Raw genomic sequence first — 13,981 nt, 5'->3', positions numbered from 1 at the left:
CGCGCTCAGCCATCCCCGAAAATCAGCGAAACGTTGCCCCCGGCATGGCGTTCGAGCCGGCCGGCGAGGTCGAGTTCCAAAAGCACCATGAAGACCTGGGCCGGGTGAAGGCCGGTGTGGCGGATGATCTCGTCGACCGGCACCGGTGTCGGGCCCAGCGCCTCATTGACCTTGGCGCGGTCGCTCTCGCCGGGTGGCGGTGTGGCCGAAAAGTCGGGCGGGTCCTCGAATGGTGGCACAGCAGGCGCCCGCATGCCGGTCAGCGGCGCGATCGCCCTGGAAATGTCCGATGCCTCGGTGACCAGAGTGGCGCCTTCCTTGAGCAAGCCGTTGGTGCCGGCGGCGCGCGGATCGAGCGGGGAGCCCGGCACGGCAAAAACCAGCCGGCCCATTTCGCCGGCAAGCCTGGCGCTGATCAGCGAGCCCGAACGCTGGGCGGCCTCGACCACAACCAGCCCGAGGGCCGCGCCCGCGACAAGACGGTTGCGGCGTGGAAAATCCTGGGCGCGCGGCTGCCAGCCGAATGGCATTTCGGAGATGATGGCGCCACGCTCGGCGATTTCCGCGCACAGGCCGGCATTTTCGGGCGGGTAGGGCAGATCGAGGCCTCCGGCCAGCACACCGACCGTGCCGGTTTGCAGGCTGCCCTGATGCGCCGCCGTGTCGATGCCGCGCGCCAACCCCGAGATAATGCCATAGCCGTCGCCGCCAAGCGCGGCCGCCAACATGCGCGCCATCTTGACGCCGGCAAGCGATGCGTTGCGGGCGCCGACGATGGCGACCCCAGGCAGCCGGAAGACCGCGGCATTGCCCTTGACCGCCAGAAGGGGCGGAGGATTGTCCATGCTTCTCAGCAGCGGCGGATAGTCGGGCTCGCCGATACCGACAAAACGCGCGCCAGCCTGGCGGGCTGCCTCGAGTTCGGCCTCGGCCTCGGCGATTGACGGAATGCGGACGATCCGGCTGGCGCCGCCCGAAATCATCAGTTCCGGCAGGATTTCCAGCGCCACCTCGGCCGACCCGAAGCGGTTGATCAGGTCGCGAAAGGAGGCGGGGCCGACATTCTGGGTGCGGATCAGCCGCAGCCGGCTCAGCCGCTGCCGGTCGCTGAGGCGCGGCCCGGCGGCCGGCTCGCTCATCCCTTGGCTCCGATCTTGCCCTCGGTGCCGGCAAGCAGCCGCGAAATGTTCGCCCTGTGCTTGATCAAGACGATGATGCTCATCACCACGAACAGAACGGCAATCTGCGGTGCGCTCATAAAGTAGAGGGCTATCGGCACGATGACGGCCGCTGCAAGTGCCGCAAGCGACGAGTAGCGGAACAGGAATGCCATCGCCAGCCAGATGATGGCGAAGATCAGCGCCACCTGCCAGGCAAGGCCGATCAGCACCCCGAGATAGGTCGCGACGCCCTTGCCGCCCTTGAAGCCAAGCCAGACCGGGAAGAGATGACCGAGAAAGGCGCCGAGGCCGGCCCAGACAGCCGTTTCCGGCGCGAAATGGCCAACAATCAGAACAGCGGCTGTGCCCTTCAGCGCATCCAGCAGCAAGGTCGCGGCGGCCAGGCCCTTGTTGCCGGTGCGCAGGACGTTGGTGGCGCCGATATTGCCGGAGCCGATCTTGCGCACATCACCAAGGCCGGCGGCGCGGGTCAGCAGCAGCCCGAACGGAATCGAGCCTAAGAGGTAGCCGAATACCAGCGCCAGGATCAGGCCGTAAGTCATTGTTTCCCCGCATTTCCCCCAGCTCAGCCCGGTCAGGCGCGACGCCCGTTGCCGGTCTATGCCGAGAACACTGTGCGGCCCGCGACCAGCGTTTGCAAGACCTTGCCTTGCAGGCGCGCGCCTTCGAAGCAGGTGTTTTTCGAGCGCGAGCGGATGCCGCTTTCGCTGACGATCCAGGGTTCGTCGAGATCGACGAGCGCGAGGTCGGCGACTGAGCCCGGCTTCAGCGTGCCACCGGGCAGTCCGAACAGCCTTGCCGGCGCGGTGGACAGCGCTCCGACCAGCCGCAGCAAGGGCACGTCGCCATTGTGGTAGAGCCGCAAGGCGGCACCCAGCAGCGTCTCCACCCCGATGGCGCCGGCCGCGGCATCGGCGAAGGGCAGGCGCTTGGTGTCGACATCCTGCGGATCGTGCGAGGAGACGATGATGTCGACCGTGCCGTCCCTGACCGCCTCGATCATCGCCAGCCGGTCTTCCTCGGCGCGCAACGGCGGCGTCAGGCGGAAGAAGGTGCGGTACTCACCGACATCGTTTTCATTGAGCGACAGGTTGTGGATCGACACGCCCGATGTCACATCAGCGCCATCGGCTTTGGCGCGCGTCACGGCGTTTGCGGCCATCGCCGTCGAAATCTTGGCCGCGTGATAGGAGCCGCGCGTCAGTCGCGCCAAAGCCAGATCGCGCTCGAGCGGGATCGATTCGGCCTCACGCGGAATGCCGGAAAGGCCGAGCCAGCTGGCGTACAGGCCTTCATTCATCACACCTGACGAACCGAGATCTGCATCCTGCGTCTCGTGCACGATGGTGGCGCCGAAATCGCGGGCATAGGTGAGCGCGCGGCGCATCACCAGTGAACTGGAGATGGTGTGTCGGCCATCGGTGAAGGCGACGGCGCCGGCCTCGCGCAGCAGGCCGAACTCGGTCATCTCGCGGCCGTCGAGCCCCTTGGTGATCGCCGCCGCCGGGAAGATGTTGACGATCGCCGTGTCCTTGGCGGTGCGCAGTACGAACTCGACCAGCGCTACATTGTCGATCACCGGATCGGTATCAGGCATCATGACGACGGAGGTGACGCCGCCGGCGGCCGCGGCGACGCTTGCCGAAGCGATGGTTTCGCGATGTTCGCCGCCCGGCTCGCCGATAAAGACGCGGCCATCGATCAATCCGGGAATGATCGCCTTGCCGGCGCAATCGATTGTCGTGGCGCCATCGGGCGCGCCCTGGTTCAACGCCGCTTTGCCGGCGGCAACGATCTTGCGGCCCTCGACGATGACGGAGCCGACTTCGTCGAGGCCGCGCGAGGGGTCGACGATGCGGGCGCGTTCAAAGACTGTCGTGCTCATGCGCCGCGGCCCTCTTGATTGCGGCCCTCTTGATTACGACGGGGATCGAGCAGCGCTTCCATCACCGCCATGCGCACGGCAACGCCCATCTCCACCTGCTCCTGGATCACGCTTTGCGGGCCGTCGGCTATTTCCGAGGCGATTTCGACGCCGCGGTTCATCGGGCCGGGATGCATCACCAGCGCGTCGTCCTTGGCGGCCTTCAGCTTTTCGGCGTCGAGGCCGAAATAGCGGAAATATTCGCGCACCGAAGGCACGAAGGCGCCTTCCATGCGCTCGCGCTGCAGGCGCAGCATCATCACCACGTCGGCGTCCTTGAGGCCTTCGGCCATCGAGCGCGTGACGATGACGCCCATCTTTTCGATGCCGGACGGCAGCAGCGTCGAAGGCGCCACCACGCGCACCTGCGCGCCAAGCGCGTTGAGCAGCATGATGTTGGAGCGCGCCACGCGCGAATGCAGGATGTCACCGCAGATCGCCACGATCAATTTCGACAACGGCCCCTTGGCGCGGCGGATGGTCAGCGCATCGAGCAGCGCCTGGGTCGGGTGTTCATGCGCGCCGTCGCCGGCATTGACCACCGAGCAGCCGACTTTCTGCGCCAGCAGGGCGGCGGCACCCGCCGACTGATGGCGGATGATCAAGATATCGGGCCGCATGGCGTTCAGGGTCATCGCCGTGTCGATGAGCGTTTCGCCCTTCTTCACCGAAGAACTTGCCACCGACATGTTCATGACATCGGCGCCGAGCCGCTTTCCAGCCAGCTCGAACGAGGACTGCGTGCGGGTCGAGGCCTCGTAGAAAAGATTGATCTGGGTGCGGCCGCGCAGCGTCGAGGTCTTTTTCTCGGACTGCCGCGAAATCGCGACGGCCCGGTCCGCCCGGTCGAGCAACAGCTCGATGTCGGCGGGCGAAAGGTCGCTGATGCCCAGAAGATGGCGGTGAGGGTAGAGTGGCAGGGACGAAGCGTCGGTCATCTCAAGGCGCTGCTATAGGGTGCGGATTTTGCGCCCGCAAGCACCAGCTTTGGATTGGCGCCTTTCTCCCCGGTATTTTCGTCGCGCACGCGGCAACGCTTGGCTATATCTAGCCGATGGCCCCGGATTCGTGGCTTTCCGACGATAGGGACGAATTGTGACCGACGACGTGACGAACCAGCCGCCGCCGCTGACGGGCGGCAACGCCTGGCGAGGCGATCCGTTGCTGATCCAGCTTGCCGAGCGCTTTTCCGACCCGGTGCGCAAGGACCTCGACGGTCTCGGCCGTTTCGTCCTGACGCAGGAGGCGCAGGAGCTGGCGCGCCTGGCCAATGTCGAGACGCCGAAGCTCAGGACCCATGACCGCCAGGGACGGCGCATCGACCTCGTCGAGTTCCACCCCGCCTACCACGCCTTGATGCGCCGCTCGGTGGCGATCGGGTTGCATTCCTCGGTTTGGGAAAATGGTGACGCGGAGATCGGCCGCCGCCACCAGGTGCGCGCCGCCCGTTTCTACCTGACCGCCGAACTCGAGACCGGGCATCTCTGCCCCATCACCATGACCAGCGCCTCGCTGGCGGCGTTGATGGCCAGCCCAAAGCTGTTTCGCGAATGGGCGCCGCGCGTGACGACGCGCAAATACGACCAGAGCCAGAAGCCGCCGGTCGAGAAGACCGGGCTGACGCTCGGCATGGGCATGACCGAAAAACAGGGCGGCACGGATGTGCGCGCCAATGTGACGAGGGCCGAGCGCGCCGGCAGCGGCTTCTATCGCCTGACCGGCCACAAATGGTTCATGTCGGCACCGATGTCGGACGCTTTCCTGGTGCTGGCGCAGGCGCCGGAAGGGTTGTCGTGCTTCCTCGTGCCGCGGGTCCTCGGCGACGGGTCGGGCAACGGTTTCCGCTTCCAGCGGCTGAAGGACAAGCTCGGCAACCGCTCCAACGCCTCTTCCGAGGTCGAGTTCGTCAACGCCATCGGCGAGATGGTCGGCGAGCCCGGCGCCGGCGTGAAGACGATCATGGACATGGTGACCTTGACCCGGCTCGATTGCGCCGTGGCGTCCTCGGCGATCATGCGGGCAGGGCTGGCGGAAGCGGTTCATCATGCCCGCCATCGCCAGGTGTTCGGCTCTACCTTGATCGAACAGCCGCTGATGCAGCGCGTGCTGGCCGACATGGCGCTGGATGTTGCCGCCGCGACCGCTCTGTCGTTCCGGCTGGCGCGCTCCTTCGACGAGGCGGCGAGCGATCGCGGCGAAGCGGCGTTTGCCCGCGCCATGACGCCGGTCGTCAAATACTGGGTGTGCAAGATCGCGCCGCCGCTGCTCTACGAGGCGATGGAGTGTCTCGGCGGCAATGGCTATGTCGAGGAGGCGCCGCTCGCCCGCTATTATCGCGAAGCGCCTGTCAATGCGATCTGGGAAGGATCGGGCAATGTCATGGCGCTCGACGTGCTGCGCGTGCTCGGGCGCGCGCCCGGCCTGTTCGAAGAGGTGCTGGCCGGCATCGACCGCGACCTCGGAGCCGGTGGGCGCGGCACGATCGGCGTGTTGAAGGCGGCGATGCAGGTGGCTTCGACCGACGAGGGCTCGGCACGGCTGCTGACCGAACAACTGGCATTGTCGGCCGCCGCGGCGGAGCTGCGTCGGCTGGGGGCAGGGCGGATTGCCGATGCCTTCGTCGAGACCCGCCTGGCCGGCCAGTGGCGCAACACCTACGGCATGATCGATTCGCGCCATGACGCGCGCATGATCATCGACACGCTCTATCCGCCGGTGAACTGAGCCGAGAGCGGCCGCATCGCCCGATTCTTCGATCAGTTGAGCGCATCCGAGAACAGTGGGTGCCTCCTGTGTATCGCCGTTAACCTTAACAAATGGTTTCCATTGCGGCGGCGGGCGGCAAAGCCCACTGTCATTCCTGCCGAAGCAGGAACCACGATGCGACACGTACTGACCTCCTTTCTGTCTGTGCACTGGGCGATTGTCTTCGCCCTGCTGGCGCTGATCTGCATCGATGGAGACCGCGGCGTGACGGCAGCCCTCGGCGTGCTTGGAGTGACCGTCGAGAGCGCCCGGTTCGTCGATCTGCAGAACGTCGTCGTGGTCGCGCCGCTGGCGATCGCCTTGCTGGTCGTGGCAGTGCTGTTCTTTTGGGCCTTTGTCGATACGCTGATCAACGATAGGGCCAGTCTGGGCGCCGACAGCGTCGTTCGCATCGCCTTCATTTCCGCGTCCGGCGTCCTGTCGATGATCCTGATTGGTGGCGCCGCGCAAGGCATCAACGGGCTGTTCATGGTCGTTGCGGTGCAATTGGCGGCGCTCCTGGCCTCCTATGTCGCGATGCTCGCCGAGCGGCGCTCCGCGGCCGCCTCGGATGACGCTGATTTTCGCGCCACGGCGCACAGTATGGCGAAGGCAGCGGCCCATAATTCGCTGCTTTCGCTTATATCGGGCCGGACCGGACCGAACGGGAAGGGAGGCCGCTGATGCGCTATATCTTCGCATTGTGGGCGGCCCCGATGGCGCTGTTCTGGGGCTGGTTCTATTTGTCGCTCAACGACATGAATTTCGGCTATGTGATGCTGACCCGGCAGCTGCACGATTTCGTGTTCCAGCTCTATGGCCAGATGCTCGGCATCGATCCGGCCATCATCCCGGGGATGGTGGCGAAGGCCTGCATCTTCGACGGATTTCTGCTTATGGCGATATGGGCTTTTCGCCGTCGCAGCGAAATTCTGGACTGGGTCAATCGGCGTCGGTCGGGCCCGGTTCCGCTTGACCGCCCAATTCCGTTCGATCGCCTGACCCGAGCGACTGAAGCCGGTCCAAGACTCCCTGCAGAATAAAGGCCGCGGCCGCCGAATCGATCTTGCCGGCACGTTTGGCGCGCGAGAAATCCATCTCGATCAGCGTCCTCTCGGCCGCCACGGTCGACAGCCTTTCGTCCCAGAACACGAAGGGCATGTCACTCAGCTGCGCCATGTTGCGCACGAAGGCGCGCGATTTCTGCGCGCGCGGACCTTCCGACCCATCCATGTTGATCGGCAGTCCGATCGCCACCGCGCCGACATTCTCCTTCTTCAGCAAGGCCAGAAGCACGGCGGCATCGAGCGAGAATTTCTTCCGCATGATGACCGGGCGCGGGTGAGCGAAGGCGAATCCCCGGTCGGAAACCGCGACGCCGATCGTCTTGTCGCCGAGATCGAGCCCCGCCAGCGTCCTGCCATCGGCGAGCCATGCCGGCAATTGCTCAATCGTGATGATAGCCAACGGTTTTCCCTTGTCTTTTTCAGCAGCGTGCATCCTTCCGGATGCGCGACGGGCACTATACCCTTTGATATCGGGGCCATCGGCGTTTTATCCTCTGGCCCGGCAATAATCGAGGAATGGATTTCATGAAACTGACCTGGTACGGCCATTCGGCCTTCCGTATCGACACAGGCGACGCCAAGATCCTTATCGATCCCTATCTGATCGGCAACCCGTCATGGACGGGCGGCTGGGAAGGGCCGGCGGAAGGGATCACGCATGTCCTGCTGACGCATGGACACAGCGATCACATCAGCGGCGCGCTGGAAGTGCTCGGCAAGAGCGGCGCGCAGCTGGTCGCCAATTTCGAGATCTGCATGTATCTGGTCGGCAAGGGCGCCGACGGCAGCAAGATCAATCCCGGCAATATCGGCGGCACGGTCGACTGCGGCGGCTTCACCACCACTTTCGTCCAGGCGCTGCACTCTTCCTCGTTTGGCGAAGACGGCGGCAAGAACGTCTATCTCGGCAATCCGGGCGGGCTGGTCCTGCATTTCCCGGAAGACCCGACGCTCTACCATATGGGCGATACCGACATCTTTTCCGACATGGCGCTGATCAACGAATTGCATGAGCCGAAGATCGGCATCGTGCCGATCGGCGATCGTTTCACCATGGGCGGCGCGGTGGCGGCACTTGCCTGCCGGCGCTTCTTCAAGTTCGACACGGTCGTCCCTTGCCATTTCGGCACGTTTCCGATGATCGATCCGACGCCCGAGAAATTCGAGGCCGGCCTCGAAGGGTCCGGTGTGAAGGTCGCGTTGCCGAAAATCGGTGAAACGATTACGATCTAGAAACAGTCAAAGCGGAACAAATCCATGGCGTTGGGGCGATCTCTTTGTGTGTCGATGTTTGTCATCGCCCGCGCTCGCCGCGGATGACTTCATCGAAGGCGTCTACCTGCAGTCCGAGGAACTTCGATGTTTGTCATCGCCCGCGCTCGCCGCGGATGACTTCATCGAAGGCGTCTACCTGCAGTCCGAGGAACTCTGCGCGCAGGCCAGGAATGATACGCTGCAGACGCTGATCGATGCCGGCAACGTCGTGCTTTCCGTGCACGGCCTGCCATAGACTTGTCGTTGGACCGATGGCCAAGAAGCCAGGCCACCATCACGCCTGGCCTCTCGCATGATGCATGTTGCGCCGCGCGCGCGGCGCCGCTATAGCCCGGACTGGTTTTCCCGAGGCAAAATCTATGTCCGTTGATCTTCAGACTGTGAAGCGCGTCGCGCGTCTCGCCCGCATTGCGGTGAGCGAAGAAGATGCCGAGCGCATGACCGGCGAACTGAACGCCATACTGGGCTTCGTCGAGCAGCTGAACGAGGTCGATGTTTCCGGCGTCGAGCCGATGACCTCGGTGACGCCGATGGAGATGAAGAAGCGCCGGGACGTCGTCACCGACGGCAGCAAGGCGGCCGACATCGTCGCCAACGCCCCGGCGACCGAAGAGAATTTCTTCCTCGTGCCGAAGGTCGTGGAGTAGGGCGCCGATGGCAATCGAGATCGCCATCGAGACACCGTTGCAGGACGATGTGCGCGGCCTGGTCAAGGAACTCAACGAAACCTTGCTCGAATTGACGCCGCCGGAGCACTGCTATCATCTGACCGTCGAGCAGATGGCCGGCCAGGACACGACCGTTTTCATCGCCCGCGACAATGGCATCGCCATCGGTTGTGGCGCGCTGAAGCGCCATGGCGGTGCCATTGGCGAGGTCAAGCGCATGTATACACGGCCTTCGCATCGCGGGCAGAAAATCGGCGCCAGCATCGTTGAGCGCGTCGAGGCACTGGCGAGGCAGGAAGGACTGAAGCGGCTGGTGCTGGAGACGGGAGACCGCCATCCCGCCGCCTGGACCGTCTACGAACGTGCCGGGTTTTCGCGCTGCGGCCCGGTGCTGGATTATCCCGATTCCAAGTGGTCGGTGTTTTACGAAAAGAGCCTTTGATGAGCGACCTGACCAGACTGACGATTTCGCAGGCCCGCGCCAAGCTGCGCGGCAAGGAAATCACCGCGACCGAGATCACCGAGGCTTATCTTTCGGCGATCGATCGCGCCAATCAGGCGCTCAATGCCTATGTCGCGGTGACCGGCGACAGAGCGCGCGACATGGCCAAGGCGTCCGACGCCAGGCTGGTCAAGGGCGAGGGCGGTGCGCTGGAAGGCATTCCGCTGGGCATCAAGGATTTGTTCGGCACCGAAGGCGTCCACACCCAGGCCTGCAGCCATGTGCTCGACGGCTTCAAGCCTCGCTACGAATCGACCGTCACCGCCAATCTGTGGGCGGATGGCGCGGTCATGCTCGGCAAGCTCAACATGGATGAGTTCGCCATGGGCTCGTCCAACGAGACATCTTATTATGGCCCGGTCATCAACCCGTGGCGGCGTTCGCGGCTCGACACGGTGGTGATGCCGACGACGCATCAGGGCGATGGCGGCTTCGTCTCGGCCGGCGGCACGAAAACCCAGCGCACCCTGGACAATGCGCAGCTGGTGCCGGGCGGCTCTTCCGGCGGCTCGGCAACCGCCGTCTCGGCGTTCCTGTGCGCCGGCGCGACGGCGACCGATACGGGCGGCTCGATCCGCCAGCCGGCCGCCTTCACCGGCACGGTCGGCATCAAGCCGACCTATGGCCGCTGCTCGCGCTGGGGCATCGTCGCCTTCGCCTCGTCGCTCGACCAGGCCGGCCCGATCGCGCGCGACGTGCGCGACGCCGCGATCCTGCTCAAATCGATGGCCTCGGTCGATCCGAAGGACACCACTTCCGTCGACCGGCCGGTGCCGGACTATGAGGCTGCGATCGGCAAGCCGATCAAGGGCATGAAGGTCGGCATTCCCAAGGAATACCGCGTCGACGGCATGCCGGAAGAGATCGAGGCGCTGTGGCAGAAGGGCATTGCCTGGCTCAGGGATGCCGGCGCCGAGATCGTCGACATTTCCCTGCCGCATACGAAATACGCGCTGCCGGCCTACTACATCGTGGCGCCCGCCGAGGCTTCGTCCAACCTGGCGCGCTATGACGGCGTTCGCTACGGCCTGCGCGTGCCGGGCAAGGACATTGTCGAGATGTATGAAAAGACCCGCGCCGCCGGTTTCGGCCGCGAGGTCAAGCGCCGCATCATGATCGGCACCTATGTGCTGTCGGCAGGCTATTACGACGCCTACTACCTGCAGGCGCAGAAGGTGCGCAATTTGATCAAGCGCGACTTCGAAAATGTGTTCGCCGCCGGCGTCGATGTCATCCTGACCCCGGCGACGCCGTCCGCCGCCTTCGGCATCGCCGATGAGGACATGGCCGCCGATCCGGTGAAAATGTACCTCAACGACATTTTCACGGTCACCGTGAACATGGCCGGCCTGCCGGGCATCGCCGTGCCTGCCGGCCTCGACCCCAAGGGCCTGCCGCTCGGGCTGCAGCTCATCGGCCGGCCGTTTGAGGAAGAAACGCTGTTCCAGACTGCCGCCGTCATCGAGCAAGCCGCCGGCACATTTCAGCCTGAGAAGTGGTGGTAAGGGTATCGATCATCTGAAGGGGTGAGCGATGTTCTTCTATCTTTCCAAGGTCTTCTGGTTCTTCATCCAGCCGCTCAACCTGACGATTTTCCTGCTTCTGGCCGGGTTGATTGCCGGGCTGATCGGCCGGCGGCGGCTGGCCGTCACCGGCAGTGTCCTGGCGTTTCTGATCCTGGCGCTCTCAACCTGGACGTCGCTTGGCGCGATGATGCTCAACCCGCTCGAGGAGCGCTTTGCGCGCCCGCCGCTGCCTCAAAAGGTTGATGGCATCGTCGTGCTCGGCGGCGGCTTCGAGGGCGCCATCAACTTCGCGCGCGGCGGCTATGAACTGAGCAGCAGCGGCGATCGCATGGTCGAGACCGCAATCCTCGCCCGGCGTTTCCCACAGGCCAAGGTGGTTGTATCAGGCGGTCACGGCGCGTTTTTCATCGACGCCGAGGGGGACGCCGACACCGCGTCCCGCCTGCTCGTTCCGCTCGGTGTATCGGCCGATCGTCTTGTCCTGGAGGACAAGTCCCGCAACACCTATGAAAATGCGGTCTTCAGCCGCAAACTTGTCGACCCGAAGCCGGGCGAGACCTGGCTGCTGGTGACCTCCGCCTTCCATATGCCGCGGGCCAAGGCGCTGTTCGACAAGGCTGGTTTTCCAACCGTCCCATGGCCGGTCGACTATCACACCTCCGGCAAGGAAGGTGTCGGCTTGTTTCGCGACAATGCGATCGATTCCGTGCAGAACACCACCTTAGCGCTCCGCGAATGGATCGGGCTTTTCGCCTATTGGCTTTCCGGCCGCATCGATCAGCCTTTCCCAGGACCGGGCGGCTGACCGATGACGGCGCGCCGCGCCGCCGAGAAGAACTGGCGCCGCACCAGCACGGCCAGCAGCAGAAGCGTCGACAGCACGAACACCACCGGATCGACGAACCAGCCGAGATAGCCGATCGAGAAGAACACGCCGCGCAGGCCCGAGTTGAAATGCTTGCCGGCCAGCATGTTCATCTGCGCCGCGCGCCAAACCGCGGTTTCCGTGACCGGATTGCGCGAGGCTTCGCCATGCGGGATCGGCACCGCGCCGATCAGGATCGAGCAATAGTTGAACAGCCGGTAGGCCCAGCCGAATTTGAAGAAGGAGAAGGCGAGGATCAGCACCAGTCCCAGCACCTTGATCTGAAAGGCCGGGCGCGATGGCGCGCCGCCGAGCGGCAGGTTGCTCAGCACTTCCAGCACCCGGTCGGACGCGCCGAGCAAGGCAAAGCAGCCGCCGAGCGCGATCAATGAACTGGAGGCAAAGAAGGCGGTTCCCTGCTGCAGACCGCTCATGATGGCGGTGTCGACGATGCGGATTTCGCGCTCGGCCATGGTGCGCATCCAGGCCTCGCGCTGCGCATTCATCGCCGTCGTCAGTGACATGCGGCTGACCAGCTTGCCGTCCGAGGCGAGCGTGTGCAGCAGCCACGCGATCAGGAAGAAGGCCAGCGCCCCGAAGTCAGCCATCGAAAGATAGAAGGAATCGCCCATGGGCTGAATTTATCACATCCAGCGTGGTTGCTTCGATGCCGGCTCCCGCGATCGGCAGCAATGTCGCTGCCGGAGCAAACAAGGTCGGCAGGCGCTGCGCCGCGACCGTCAAAAGAGCGGAAACATTCCTTGGATTTCCTATATGTAGAGTCCTAGACGCCACTCCAGGAGACAGCGTGTTCCTTTCGGTTTTCGACCTGTTCAAGATCGGCATCGGCCCCTCGAGCTCGCACACGATGGGGCCGATGACGGCCGCGCGTCGGTTTCTCGACGAGGTCGCGGGCGACGACTGGCCGCGGCCCGCCGGCGCCAAGGTCGCCCGAATCGGCGCCAGCCTGCATGGCTCGCTCGCCTATACGGGCATCGGCCATGGCAGCGACCGCGCCGTCATCCTCGGCCTTGCCGGCCAGACCCCGCAAACCGTCGATCCGGACCAGGCCGACGGCATCATCAGCCGCATCACCGCCGACAAGATGATTTCACCGCCAGGTCACCCGTCCTACCATTTCGACCCGGCCACGGATCTGGTGCTCGACCGCAAGACACCGCTTACCGGCCACGCCAACGGCATGGCGTTCCATGCCTATGACGCCGGCGGCCGCCTGCTGCTCAAGCGCATCTACTATTCGATCGGCGGCGGCTTCGTGGTGTCGGAAGAAGAGCTGCAGCGCATGAAGGCCAAAGGGTCGGTGACATCCGAAGGCAAGAAAGTGCCTTATCCCTTCAAGAACGCCGTCGAGATGCTGAAGATGGCGGCCAAGAGCGGGCTTTCCATCGCCGAGATGAAGCGCGTCAACGAGGAAACGCAGATGTCGCGCGAGGAACTCGACGCCGGCCTCGACGCCATCTGGGGGGCGATGAAGAGCTGTATCGACCGTGGCCTGTCGCAGGACGGCATCATGCCGGGCGGGTTGAAGGTACGGCGCCGGGCCCGGCAGTTGCACGACAAACTGCAGGAACAGTGGCAGCAGAACCGGCCAAATCCGCTGCTCGCCAACGACTGGCTTTCGATCTACGCCATGGCGGTCAACGAGGAGAATGCCGCCGGCGGCCGCGTCGTCACCGCGCCGACCAACGGTGCGGCCGGCACGCTGCCGGCAGTACTGCGCTACTGGTTGCATTTCCACCCCGAGGCCGACCAGCCCGGCATTCGCGACTTCCTGCTGACGGCTGCCGCCGTCGGCGGCATCATCAAGAGCAATGCGTCGATCTCGGGTGCCGAGGTCGGCTGTCAGGGCGAGGTCGGATCCGCTTCGGCGATGGCCGCGGCCGGCCTGTGCGCCGTCATGGGCGGCACACCCGAGCAAGTCGAAAATGCCGCCGAAATCGCGCTCGAACACCATCTCGGCATGACTTGCGATCCGGTCGGCGGGCTGGTCCAGGTGCCGTGCATCGAGCGCAATGCGCTCGGCGCCGTCAAGGCGGTGACGGCAGCGTCGCTGGCGATCAAGGGCGACGGCGTCCATTTCGTGCCGCTCGACGCGGCGATCGAGACCATGCGCCAGACCGGTCTCGACATGAACGAGAAGTACAAGGAAACCAGCCTCGGCGGTCTCGCCGTCAATGTCGTTGAGTGCTGAGCAACGCTTGGCACTG

General features: G+C 64.6%; 16 protein-coding genes. 10 read left to right on the top strand and 6 right to left on the bottom strand.

All coding sequences use genetic code 11. The features are described from left to right. Positions 1–5 precede the first annotated feature (5 nt). Genes dprA through FJ546_RS20915 form a run of 4 tightly spaced genes read right to left on the bottom strand, consistent with a single transcriptional unit; the run spans position 6 to position 4,043 of the window. Entirely contained in the window at positions 6–1,139 is a 1,134-nt protein-coding gene (dprA, locus tag FJ546_RS20930) for a DNA-processing protein DprA (protein ID WP_140891062.1), read from the bottom strand. After that, positions 1,136–1,723, bottom strand: a complete 588-nt coding sequence (gene plsY, locus FJ546_RS20925; protein ID WP_140891061.1) for a glycerol-3-phosphate 1-O-acyltransferase PlsY — start codon at positions 1,721–1,723, stop codon at positions 1,136–1,138. The genes dprA and plsY overlap by 4 nt, the downstream gene beginning before the upstream one ends. A gap of 56 nt (positions 1,724–1,779) precedes the next feature. Further along, positions 1,780–3,066 carry a dihydroorotase gene (locus tag FJ546_RS20920; protein WP_140891059.1) on the bottom strand — a complete coding sequence of 429 codons (1,287 nt, stop codon included), beginning with the start codon at positions 3,064–3,066 and terminating at the stop codon, positions 1,780–1,782. Next, positions 3,063–4,043, bottom strand: a complete 981-nt coding sequence (locus FJ546_RS20915) for an aspartate carbamoyltransferase catalytic subunit (protein WP_019858236.1) — start codon at positions 4,041–4,043, stop codon at positions 3,063–3,065. Before FJ546_RS20915 ends, FJ546_RS20920 begins: the two co-directional genes overlap by 4 nt. Positions 4,044–4,200: 157 nt before the next feature. Here FJ546_RS20915 and FJ546_RS20910 point away from each other — a divergent pair, with 157 nt between their 5' ends. The 3 genes from FJ546_RS20910 (at position 4,201) to FJ546_RS20900 (ending at position 6,893) form a co-directional block, all read left to right on the top strand. Then, positions 4,201–5,829: a DNA alkylation response protein gene (locus FJ546_RS20910; protein WP_140891058.1), complete on the top strand. Its 1,629-nt coding sequence runs from the start codon at positions 4,201–4,203 to the stop codon at positions 5,827–5,829. A 156-nt stretch (positions 5,830–5,985) separates the two neighbouring features. Beyond that, a complete protein-coding gene (locus FJ546_RS20905) occupies positions 5,986–6,534 on the top strand; it encodes a hypothetical protein (protein ID WP_140891188.1) in 549 nt (182 codons plus the stop codon). Further along, positions 6,534–6,893 carry a DUF6105 family protein gene (locus tag FJ546_RS20900; protein WP_140891057.1) on the top strand — a complete coding sequence of 120 codons (360 nt, stop codon included), beginning with the start codon at positions 6,534–6,536 and terminating at the stop codon, positions 6,891–6,893. Before FJ546_RS20905 ends, FJ546_RS20900 begins: the two co-directional genes overlap by 1 nt. On the opposite strand, the gene ruvX is transcribed toward FJ546_RS20900, so the two are convergent. Continuing rightward, positions 6,793–7,317 (bottom strand): Holliday junction resolvase RuvX, encoded by a 525-nt coding sequence (gene ruvX, locus FJ546_RS20895; RefSeq protein WP_140891055.1) that lies wholly within the window; start codon positions 7,315–7,317, stop codon positions 6,793–6,795. The two genes, FJ546_RS20900 and ruvX, sit on opposite strands and share 101 nt — an antisense overlap. A gap of 125 nt (positions 7,318–7,442) precedes the next feature. Here ruvX and FJ546_RS20890 point away from each other — a divergent pair, with 125 nt between their 5' ends. The 6 genes from FJ546_RS20890 to FJ546_RS20865 all read left to right on the top strand — a co-directional run bounded on the left by FJ546_RS20890 (position 7,443) and on the right by FJ546_RS20865 (position 11,693). Continuing rightward, on the top strand, positions 7,443–8,150 hold the full coding sequence (locus tag FJ546_RS20890; protein WP_140891054.1) for a metal-dependent hydrolase: 708 nt from the start codon (positions 7,443–7,445) through the stop codon (positions 8,148–8,150). A gap of 130 nt (positions 8,151–8,280) precedes the next feature. Beyond that, the gene (locus FJ546_RS20885; RefSeq protein ID WP_181168030.1) at positions 8,281–8,427 is read left to right on the top strand and encodes a hypothetical protein; all 147 of its coding nucleotides are present in this window, start codon (positions 8,281–8,283) and stop codon (positions 8,425–8,427) included. A 124-nt stretch (positions 8,428–8,551) separates the two neighbouring features. Beyond that, the gene (gene gatC / locus FJ546_RS20880; protein ID WP_140891052.1) at positions 8,552–8,839 is read left to right on the top strand and encodes an Asp-tRNA(Asn)/Glu-tRNA(Gln) amidotransferase subunit GatC; all 288 of its coding nucleotides are present in this window, start codon (positions 8,552–8,554) and stop codon (positions 8,837–8,839) included. A 7-nt stretch (positions 8,840–8,846) separates the two neighbouring features. Continuing rightward, positions 8,847–9,302, top strand: a complete 456-nt coding sequence (locus FJ546_RS20875) for a GNAT family N-acetyltransferase (RefSeq protein WP_095788830.1) — start codon at positions 8,847–8,849, stop codon at positions 9,300–9,302. Beyond that, the gene (locus FJ546_RS20870) at positions 9,302–10,867 is read left to right on the top strand and encodes an amidase family protein (RefSeq protein WP_140891051.1); all 1,566 of its coding nucleotides are present in this window, start codon (positions 9,302–9,304) and stop codon (positions 10,865–10,867) included. Before FJ546_RS20875 ends, FJ546_RS20870 begins: the two co-directional genes overlap by 1 nt. A gap of 28 nt (positions 10,868–10,895) precedes the next feature. Further along, the gene (locus FJ546_RS20865; RefSeq protein ID WP_140891050.1) at positions 10,896–11,693 is read left to right on the top strand and encodes a YdcF family protein; all 798 of its coding nucleotides are present in this window, start codon (positions 10,896–10,898) and stop codon (positions 11,691–11,693) included. Here the strand turns inward: FJ546_RS20865 and FJ546_RS20860 are convergent. After that, entirely contained in the window at positions 11,666–12,385 is a 720-nt protein-coding gene (locus tag FJ546_RS20860) for a DUF599 domain-containing protein (RefSeq protein WP_095774319.1), read from the bottom strand. The genes FJ546_RS20865 and FJ546_RS20860 overlap by 28 nt on opposite strands. Positions 12,386–12,561: 176 nt before the next feature. On the opposite strand from FJ546_RS20860, the gene FJ546_RS20855 reads away from it, so the two are divergent. Further along, positions 12,562–13,965 carry an L-serine ammonia-lyase gene (locus tag FJ546_RS20855; RefSeq protein ID WP_140891049.1) on the top strand — a complete coding sequence of 468 codons (1,404 nt, stop codon included), beginning with the start codon at positions 12,562–12,564 and terminating at the stop codon, positions 13,963–13,965. Positions 13,966–13,981: the final 16 nt, after the last annotated feature.

This window comes from Mesorhizobium sp. B2-4-19, from assembly GCF_006441315.1.
Classification (GTDB): domain Bacteria; phylum Pseudomonadota; class Alphaproteobacteria; order Rhizobiales; family Rhizobiaceae; genus Mesorhizobium.
Note: the sequence above shows the minus strand (reverse complement) of the source record. Positions and strands in the feature narration are given on the sequence as shown.

Bases quoted from the DNA above. Each gene is read 5' to 3' on its own strand.
- dprA (WP_140891062.1), bottom strand. From the start codon at position 1,139: ATGAGCGAGCCGGCCGCCGGGCCGCGCCTCAGCGACCGGCAGCGGCTG.
- plsY (WP_140891061.1), bottom strand. From the start codon at position 1,723: ATGACTTACGGCCTGATCCTGGCGCTGGTATTCGGCTACCTCTTAGGC.
- FJ546_RS20920 (WP_140891059.1), bottom strand. From the start codon at position 3,066: ATGAGCACGACAGTCTTTGAACGCGCCCGCATCGTCGACCCCTCGCGC.
- FJ546_RS20915 (WP_019858236.1), bottom strand. From the start codon at position 4,043: ATGACCGACGCTTCGTCCCTGCCACTCTACCCTCACCGCCATCTTCTG.
- FJ546_RS20905 (WP_140891188.1), top strand. From the start codon at position 5,986: ATGCGACACGTACTGACCTCCTTTCTGTCTGTGCACTGGGCGATTGTC.
- FJ546_RS20900 (WP_140891057.1), top strand. From the start codon at position 6,534: ATGCGCTATATCTTCGCATTGTGGGCGGCCCCGATGGCGCTGTTCTGG.
- FJ546_RS20890 (WP_140891054.1), top strand. From the start codon at position 7,443: ATGAAACTGACCTGGTACGGCCATTCGGCCTTCCGTATCGACACAGGC.
- gatC (WP_140891052.1), top strand. From the start codon at position 8,552: ATGTCCGTTGATCTTCAGACTGTGAAGCGCGTCGCGCGTCTCGCCCGC.
- FJ546_RS20875 (WP_095788830.1), top strand. From the start codon at position 8,847: ATGGCAATCGAGATCGCCATCGAGACACCGTTGCAGGACGATGTGCGC.
- FJ546_RS20870 (WP_140891051.1), top strand. From the start codon at position 9,302: ATGAGCGACCTGACCAGACTGACGATTTCGCAGGCCCGCGCCAAGCTG.
- FJ546_RS20865 (WP_140891050.1), top strand. From the start codon at position 10,896: ATGTTCTTCTATCTTTCCAAGGTCTTCTGGTTCTTCATCCAGCCGCTC.
- FJ546_RS20860 (WP_095774319.1), bottom strand. From the start codon at position 12,385: ATGGGCGATTCCTTCTATCTTTCGATGGCTGACTTCGGGGCGCTGGCC.